This is a genomic window from Gilliamella sp. Choc6-1, assembly GCF_001690385.1.
Taxonomy (GTDB): Bacteria; Pseudomonadota; Gammaproteobacteria; order Enterobacterales; family Orbaceae; genus Gilliamella; species Gilliamella apicola_A.
Window position 1 is genome coordinate 63,246 of record NZ_LZHI01000023.1, and the last position, 8,636, is coordinate 71,881.

The following is an 8,636-nucleotide window of genomic DNA, read 5'->3' on the forward strand; positions in this document are numbered from 1 at the left end:
GCAATAACGCTTTGTTAATGCGTTCATACTGTTGGCATTGAAAATTCTAATTAGATAAGACGAGTTTATTTAATTTATCATGGCTGATGATAGTGACGTAGATAAAAGTGAACAACCCACCGATAGCAAAATAAAGAAGGCTAAGGAAAAAGGGCAAATTCCTCGATCACGAGAATTAACTTCATTGTTAATTTTGTTGGTTGGTATTACTTTATTTTGGTTAATGGGATCGCATTTAGCAAGTCAGCTAATCACAGTTATACAAACGGCGATGAAAGTTTCTTATAGAATAGATGATGATAAATTGCTCATCTTTAATTTGGTTAATCTATTATCTGCAGGATTTTGGGCTATTTTACCAATTTTTTTGGGTTTAGTAATTATAGCGATAATCGCCCCCATTTGTATTGGTGGTTTACTGTTTAGTCTGCAATCAATTAAACCTAATTTTAAGAAGCTAAATCCAATTTCTGGGTTTGGGCGATTATTTAGTACCAGAATTTTTGCTGAGTTATTAAAAAGCATGTTTAAAGTAATTTTAGTCAGTTTTGCAGTTCTTTTGTTTTTACTGCATTACTTTCCTAGTATGCTTTCGTTACCTAATATGTATTTAAATAATGCGTTAGCTAATTCAATTCAGTTTGTGATTTTGTGTGTAATATTAAGTATTATCGCTTTGATACCAATGGTTGGTTTTGATATTTTTTATCAGTTCTGGAGCAATTTAAAAAAATTAAAGATGTCAAAACAGGAAGTGAAAGATGAATTTAAGGAGCAAGAAGGTAATCCACAAATTAAAGGGCGTATTCGGCAAATGCAACAAGCTATTGCTAGACGTCGAATGATGAAGGACGTACCTAAAGCCAATGTTATTGTTACCAATCCAACTCATTATGCGGTTGCATTGCAATATGACGAAAAAACCATGATAGCACCTAAGATGCTTGCCAAAGGAACGGATAACATTGCACTACGTATTAAAGAGCTCGCCAGTGAACATAATATCCCTCAATTAGAAGCACCACCATTGGCACGGGCTTTATATCGCTATGGTGAAATCGGTGAAACAATTCCACCTGAATTATATACCGCTGTGGCTCAAATTTTAGCTTGGGTATATCAGTTAAAACATTGGTATAAATATGGAGGTGATAAGCCACTTACTCCGAGAAATTTACCGGTACCTGAGTCATTATCTGAATATAAATAAAGGCAATTACTAATCTTATGGTTAAATCAAAACTACTTACATTATTGTCACTCAATACGTTAAAAAACGGTCATTATCAAATCTTAGCTGGACCAATGCTAATTTTATTGATTCTTTCGATGATGGTGTTGCCACTACCTGCATTCATTTTAGATCTATTTTTTACATTCAATATTGCTTTATCTATCATTATTTTGATTGTAGCATTGTTTACCAAACGGGTGCTTGATTTTGCTGCATTTCCTACAGTTTTATTGTTTGCAACATTATTGCGGTTGTCGTTAAATGTGGCTTCTACGCGTGTTGTGTTATTAAAAGGGCATACAGGTAGCAACGCTGCAGGTCGTGTTATTGAAGCCTTTGGTCATTTTTTAGTCGGAGGTAATTTTGCCATTGGGATTGTGGTTTTTATTATTTTGGTGATTATAAACTTTATGGTTATCACCAAAGGCGCTGGTCGGATTGCTGAGGTTGGTGCACGATTTGCATTGGATGGTATGCCTGGTAAACAAATGGCGATTGATGCTGATCTTAATGCCGGATTAATCGGTGAAGACGAAGCTAAAGCACGCAGAGCCGAGGTTACTCAAGAGGCCGATTTTTATGGGTCAATGGATGGTGCCAGTAAATTTGTGCGTGGTGATGCCATTGCTGGCTTACTGATTATGGCTATTACTATTGTTGGTGGTTTATTAGTGGGGGTTATGCAACATGGTATGGATCTATCTGATGCGAGCAAAACTTATGTGCTTTTAACGATTGGCGATGGTTTAGTTGCTCAAATTCCTTCTTTGATTATTTCAACTGCTGCAGGTGTTATTGTTACTCGAGTTTCTTCACACGATAACATTAGTGAACAAATGCTTAAACAGCTGTTTAATAATCCCCAAGTGTTAATTTTAACTGCAGTTGTCATTGGTTTACTTGGGTTAATTCCGGGTATGCCAAATGTTGTTTTTTTATTGTTTACTGCATTGTTATCACTTATTGCGTGGTGGCTAACAAAACAGCAAAAAACGCAGCAAAAAATCTCTACCAAAACCACAGATGTACAAGCAACTACACCAGCTAATATTGAAGCAACTTGGTCAGATGTGAATATTGAAGATATTTTAGCCATGGAAGTTGGATATGGTTTAATTCCAATGGTAGATCAAACTCAAAATGGTGAGTTATTGGGAAGAATTCGGAGTTTACGTAAAAAGTTTGCTCAATCACTGGGTTTTTTACCTCCGCAGGTACATATTCGCGATAACCTTTCATTAGCTCCTTATCAATATAAAATTTTTATTAAAGGTGGCGAAATTGGTAAAGGTGAAATTATTAATAATAAGTGGTTAGCCATTAATCCTGGTAATGTGGCAGAAATCATTGATGGTTTACCTACAACCGAGCCAGCGTTTGGCTTGCCTGCTGTATGGATAGATGAAAGTAATAAAGAAAACGCCCAGATATTAGGTTACACTGTTGTTGATACCAGTACTATGATTGCAACGCACTTTAACCATTTATTACAGCAATTTGCTAGCGATTTATTAGGTCGATTAGAGACCCAAGAACTTCTTGAACGCATCAAACAAGAAGTACCAAAACTTGTAGAAGATTTTATACCTGGTGTGGTGACATTAACTACTTTTCATAAAATACTGCAAAATTTGATTGCTGAAAAAGTATCGATTCGAGATATGCGAACCATTATTGAAACGATATGTGAACATGCACCAACGCAAAATGATGCTTATCAATTGCTTAGTATGGTTAGAATTGCATTAGGGCGAGTCATCACTCAGCAATGGTTTCCAGGAAGTGATCCAATCAATGTGATTGGTTTAAATGTTAATTTAGAACGTTTGTTATTGCAAACGCTACAAAATACCAGTAATTTCGAGCCTGGTTTAGCTGAGCATATTGTTCAACAAATTCAGGATGCGATTCATCAACAAGATGCTATTGGAGCACCACCGGTATTATTAGTGAATCATGCATTAAGACCTATGCTATCGCAATTTTTAAGACCAAACTTTCCTCAATTAATTGTGTTATCGAATTTAGAAATTGTCGACAATCGAGAGATAAAAATGACGGTTAAAATAGGGGAAGGGTAGTGGTATTATTTTGATTTTCTAAGATCAACTGGTATGATTATTTAACTTTACGTTTGCGTTGGCTTTTTTATATATTTAAATAAGTATATTGATATTTTATATTGGTATTCACGCTTACACGTTATACCAATATGATGTTAATTGGTAAAATAGTTATTCTGTGAGGTCCGTAAAATGTTGTTTGATATGCTTAGCACTTTCTGTCTTGTCAATCATCGCAATAGCATAATCAGCATAACTAATTTGGCTTACGCACAATGCAGTAACGTCATGAGCTCGTGAAATAACTTTTCTTACTAAAAGCTGCTCTGTTTTACCACTTGCACCAATGACTGCAATTTTCAGACTTTACTCCTTTCAAGCGTTTAATGGTTGACAATGTATTATGATGAATAATTTTATAGTCTAATTTAACCAATTTCTTTTGCCAAGTAACAAGATTAATTACATAAAAATTCAATCCGATATGCATACACATCACTTTTAAGTCATTAATGGCTTTAGTAAAAATCATCTACTTTTTTTATTATTTAACTATTTGATTATGCAAAGTAAAAACATAAATAACTTTATAAAAATAGTTGGTGAATAATTATCAATATTCTATTTTTGGTTAATAATAAATTAGTTTAAAATACACATAAAAATAAATAATATAACCAGAAAGGAAAGCAATTGGACGGGATAAAAACATATTGGTTTTTAGGTGCAAAATTTAAAGGTAGTAAAGACCAAACAGAGAATTTTATTAGTTCAGGTATCTGGCAAAATGGCTATGATAATAAACTTTTGGATATCGTAAAATCTATTTCTGTTGGCGATAAAGTTGCCATCAAATCAACCTATAACCAAAAAAATAATTTACCCTTTGATAGTAAAGGTTTTCCTGTTTCGGTAATGGATATAAAGGCTATTGGCACCGTAACTAAAAATCATGGTGATGGAAAATTGTTAGAAGTCGATTGGCAACAAACTAATTTGAATAAGAAATGGTACTTTTATACCAATATAGCTGCTATCTGGAGTGTTAAAGATGATTTTTGGCTATCAAAACAATTAATTAATTTTGCATTTTATGATCAGCCACAAGATATTGATGCTTTTCGCAATGCTCCATATTGGAAATCTCGTTATGGAAATAATAATTTAAGTAACAATAGTAATACTAATGCTAGCGATATTAACAAACCGATTAATGAGTCTTGGGTAGATATTGTATTAAAACACATTAAACAATTATGTTATCAGAAAAATAGTAATATATTTACTCGCTCAGAATTTCTTACTCAGTATAAAGAGGATCTTCAGCAATTATTTCCTCAAAATAATACTATTGAATCGACAATTGATAATAGATTTCAAGAGTTAAGAAATAATAATATTTTATTATTTTTAGGTGGTGGAAAATATGAATTACTAGATATTGACACGCTAAATGAAGAAGAAAATTATGATAACCAAGATATGACTAAACCTGTAATCATAAAACAATCTTATACCCAAAATGATCTAATCAATGAGGGTTGTTTTGTTGATAAACAACAGTTGCAAGCCATATTAAATAGCTTAAAGTTGAAAAAAAATATTATTTTACAAGGTCCACCAGGGACAGGTAAAACATGGTTAGCCAAACGTTTAGCTAATATTATTGTTGGTTATAAAGATTCAAAGAATATCAAAGCTATTCAGTTTCATCCTAATATGTCTTACGAGGATTTTATCCGCGGCTATCGCCCAACCAGTGATGGAAAATTATCGCTGATTGATGGGCCTTTTTTAGAGATAATTAATCAAGCAAAGAGTGATGCTCAATCAAATTATGTGATTGTGATTGAAGAAATTAATCGCGGTAATCCAGCACAAATTTTTGGTGAAATGTTAACGCTACTTGAGGCTGATAAACGAAATCCAAATGAGGCATTAGAATTAACATACCAACACCAAAATGAAAAAGGCGTATTTATTCCTGATAATCTCTATGTTATCGGTACTATGAATATTGCCGATCGTTCGTTAGCGATGCTCGATTTTGCTTTACGTCGTCGTTTTGCCTTTTACCATTTAAGTCCTCATTTTGGCGAAAATTGGCTCAACTATATGCAAGAAAAACACGCCTTTTCACCGCAACAATTACAAGAAATAAAGCACCGTATAGAGGCATTAAATCAATATATTAGTAATGATAATTCACTCGGCAAGGCATTTACCATTGGGCATAGCTATTTTACCTGTTCTAACCAAAAAATGACTGCGCAAGATTGGTTTAAGCATATTGTTTGTTCAGAAATCGAGCCTCTATTAGAAGAGTATTGGTTTGGCGAGCCTGAAAAATTTAGCGATGCGATGAATATATTATTAGGTAATGCACAATAATGACCACGATAAATAATCATCCGTTATTAACCAATACGACCGTTGCCAAAATACCAATTAGAAACATATGGCTACTTTTGCTCTATGCTTCTGATTATTATAAAACTGTAGGGCAAAAGCAGAGGATAGAACTAGAAAATAACCCAGAGGAATTAATAACGCTTGCTGCCAAACTATATTGTCAGGCAGCAAATAAATGGTTAATACATCACCTTGCCGCAAATTATCAGCTCACAACAAAAGTACTTAATCGTGTCAGAGGAAAAATAGAGGTTTTAACTACTCAGCGTAAGCAATTATTGGCAAAGGGTAAAATTCAATGTCGATATGATGATTTAACGATTGATACCCCTAAAAATCGCTATATTCATGCTGCGGCTCATCTATTAGTAAAACAATTGAAAGATGCGAGCTTAATTGAACAATGTAGAAAAATCATTCATCAATTTACTGCGTTGAAGATTGGTCAAACAACGCATTATTGCTATGAAAAGGAGCGTTTTAACCATGCAAATCTTAAAGATAATACTTTAATTTCATTAGCAAAACTCATTTTTAGCTTGTCAATTCCTACTCAATTTCAAGGATTACATACTATTGAACAATTAAAAAAAAACGATCATTGGTTACGGGAATTATTTGAAAAAGCGATAGTTGGTTTTTATCGTGTAAATTTAGATCCCCAGCAATGGACTATTTATGCGGGTAAAAAATTAAATTGGCAATATAGCAATGCGACCGATAATATCATCACCTATTTGCCAACTATGAAAACCGATTTAATCCTTGAAAATCGCGAGCATACACAACGTTTAATTATTGATACTAAATGTACTTCAATTCTAAAAGAAACACGATTTAGACCTAACTCGTTTAGTAGTCATCACCTTTATCAATTATATGCTTATTTAAGAAGTCAGGAAAAAGATAGCGATCCTTTATCGGTTTGCGCCTCTGGCATGTTGCTATACCCAACTGTCGGTGTGACGGTGAATGAAAATATGACTATCCAAGGACATAAATTATCCTTTTGTACTATTGATTTAACGCAAGATAATAACATTATTAGAAATAGCTTATTGGCGTTATTAAATAGTTTTGACTCGTGCTAATTCAGATTTCATCACTATTTTTACCTGATTGTTATTTTAATTACTGTTCAATACTCATTTATTAACCCAACATAAACAGTCTGAAAACGTTATTTTTATAAAATAGATTAGTATGATTTTATTGATTTTTGTTAGCTAAATTATTATGAGTATATCCTTAAACAACTTAGCTATTAAAGGTATTGTAAGACTAATAAATCTAACTTTTATCGAGTGATTAATCATGATGTTAGCTAGTTTTCATATTGTTGTTATAATACACTTATTACGCTTTTCATCCTATTGCCAGTAAACTTTATATTCACGGTAATGCCAATGAAAAACTACCTCGATTAAAGCTTAAATAGGCAATCGGAAATATATTATTGATTTTCTGGCTTAAATCGTTTGGTAATAGGGCTAATAATGAAGATAGTAATTTTTATGAATTCAATATAAGTTAGTAGCTAATTGGACTTTTCTATAAGTGTTATTTTAGTTTTACATATCATTACTTTTTAATATGATTTAATTGTTATCTTTTTATCTGGTTACTAATTAGTAGTTAATTTAATAGGAAATGAGATTATTGTTGCTAAGTAATGAAAAAGGCGCAAAATATGCGCCTTTTCTTGTTGTCTTTGCATTAGTAATGCTAAATAATATTTTAAATTATTTAATAACCTTAGCTACAACACCAGCACCAACAGTACGGCCACCTTCACGAATAGCAAAACGTAAACCTTCTGCCATCGCAATTGGATGAATTAATGATACTGTCATTTTAATATTATCACCTGGCATTACCATTTCTACGCCTTCTGGTAATTCAATAGTACCAGTTACGTCAGTTGTACGGAAATAAAACTGTGGACGGTAACCTTTGAAGAATGGAGTATGACGACCACCTTCATCTTTACTTAAAATATATACTTCTGATTCAAAATCAGTATGCGGTGTAATTGAACCTGGTTTTGCTAATACTTGACCACGTTCGATCTCTTCACGTTTTGTTCCACGTAATAAAATACCTACGTTTTCACCTGCACGACCTTCGTCTAGTAATTTACGGAACATTTCAACACCAGTACAAGTCGTTTTTGTCGTTGGTTTGATACCAACAATTTCAACTTCTTCGTTGACTTTGATTACACCACTTTCTACACGACCTGTTACCACTGTACCACGACCTGAAATTGAGAATACGTCTTCAATTGGTAATAAGAATGGTTTGTCAACATCACGTTTTGGTTCTGGAATGTAACTATCTAATGCTTCTGCTAATTCAACAATTTTGTCTTCCCATGCAGCATCGCCTTCTAACGCTTTTAGCGCTGAACCACGAATCACTGGTGTATCATCACCTGGGAAATCATATTGAGATAGAAGCTCACGTACTTCCATTTCAACTAATTCTAATAGTTCTTCATCGTCAACCATATCACATTTGTTTAAGAATACGATAATGTAAGGAACACCTACTTGACGACCTAAAAGAATATGTTCACGAGTTTGTGGCATAGGACCATCAGTTGCTGCTACTACTAAAATAGCACCATCCATTTGAGCTGCACCTGTGATCATGTTTTTAACATAGTCAGCATGGCCTGGGCAGTCTACGTGTGCGTAGTGACGAGTTGGTGTGTCGTATTCAACGTGTGAAGTATTGATGGTGATACCACGTGCTTTTTCTTCTGGTGCGTTATCGATCTGATCGAATGCACGTGCTTGTCCGCCATATTTTTTAGCAAGAACAGAAGTAATTGCAGCTGTTAAAGTTGTTTTACCATGGTCAACGTGGCCGATTGTACCAACGTTAACGTGGGGTTTTGTACGTTCAAATTTTTCTTTAGACAT

The 8,636-nt window shown here is 33.6% G+C and carries 5 protein-coding genes; 4 read left to right on the plus strand and 1 reads right to left on the minus strand.

Annotated elements, in window-relative coordinates:
• Positions 1-79: 79 nt before the first annotated feature.
• The 4 genes from flhB to A9G36_RS02930 all read left to right on the plus strand — a co-directional run bounded on the left by flhB (position 80) and on the right by A9G36_RS02930 (position 6,800).
• Positions 80-1,210 carry a flagellar biosynthesis protein FlhB gene (gene flhB / locus A9G36_RS02915; protein WP_065585379.1) on the plus strand — a complete coding sequence of 377 codons (1,131 nt, stop codon included), beginning with the start codon at positions 80-82 and terminating at the stop codon, positions 1,208-1,210.
• Between the two features lie 17 nt (positions 1,211-1,227).
• Positions 1,228-3,315, plus strand: a complete 2,088-nt coding sequence (gene flhA / locus A9G36_RS02920) for a flagellar biosynthesis protein FlhA (protein WP_065585380.1) — start codon at positions 1,228-1,230, stop codon at positions 3,313-3,315.
• A gap of 675 nt (positions 3,316-3,990) precedes the next feature.
• The gene (locus A9G36_RS02925) at positions 3,991-5,688 is read left to right on the plus strand and encodes an AAA family ATPase (RefSeq protein WP_065585381.1); all 1,698 of its coding nucleotides are present in this window, start codon (positions 3,991-3,993) and stop codon (positions 5,686-5,688) included.
• Positions 5,688-6,800 carry a 5-methylcytosine restriction system specificity protein McrC gene (locus A9G36_RS02930; RefSeq protein WP_065585382.1) on the plus strand — a complete coding sequence of 371 codons (1,113 nt, stop codon included), beginning with the start codon at positions 5,688-5,690 and terminating at the stop codon, positions 6,798-6,800. Before A9G36_RS02925 ends, A9G36_RS02930 begins: the two co-directional genes overlap by 1 nt.
• Before the next feature lie 651 nt (positions 6,801-7,451).
• On the opposite strand, the gene tuf is transcribed toward A9G36_RS02930, so the two are convergent.
• Complete coding sequence (gene tuf, locus A9G36_RS02935) at positions 7,452-8,636, minus strand: elongation factor Tu (protein ID WP_034946833.1); 1,185 nt, start codon at positions 8,634-8,636, stop codon at positions 7,452-7,454.

Coding starts and splice junctions, on each gene's coding strand:
- flhB (WP_065585379.1), top strand. CDS start 80: ATGGCTGATGATAGTGACGTAGATAAAAGTGAACAACCCACCGATAGC.
- flhA (WP_065585380.1), top strand. CDS start 1,228: ATGGTTAAATCAAAACTACTTACATTATTGTCACTCAATACGTTAAAA.
- A9G36_RS02930 (WP_065585382.1), top strand. CDS start 5,688: ATGACCACGATAAATAATCATCCGTTATTAACCAATACGACCGTTGCC.
- tuf (WP_034946833.1), bottom strand. CDS start 8,636: ATGTCTAAAGAAAAATTTGAACGTACAAAACCCCACGTTAACGTTGGT.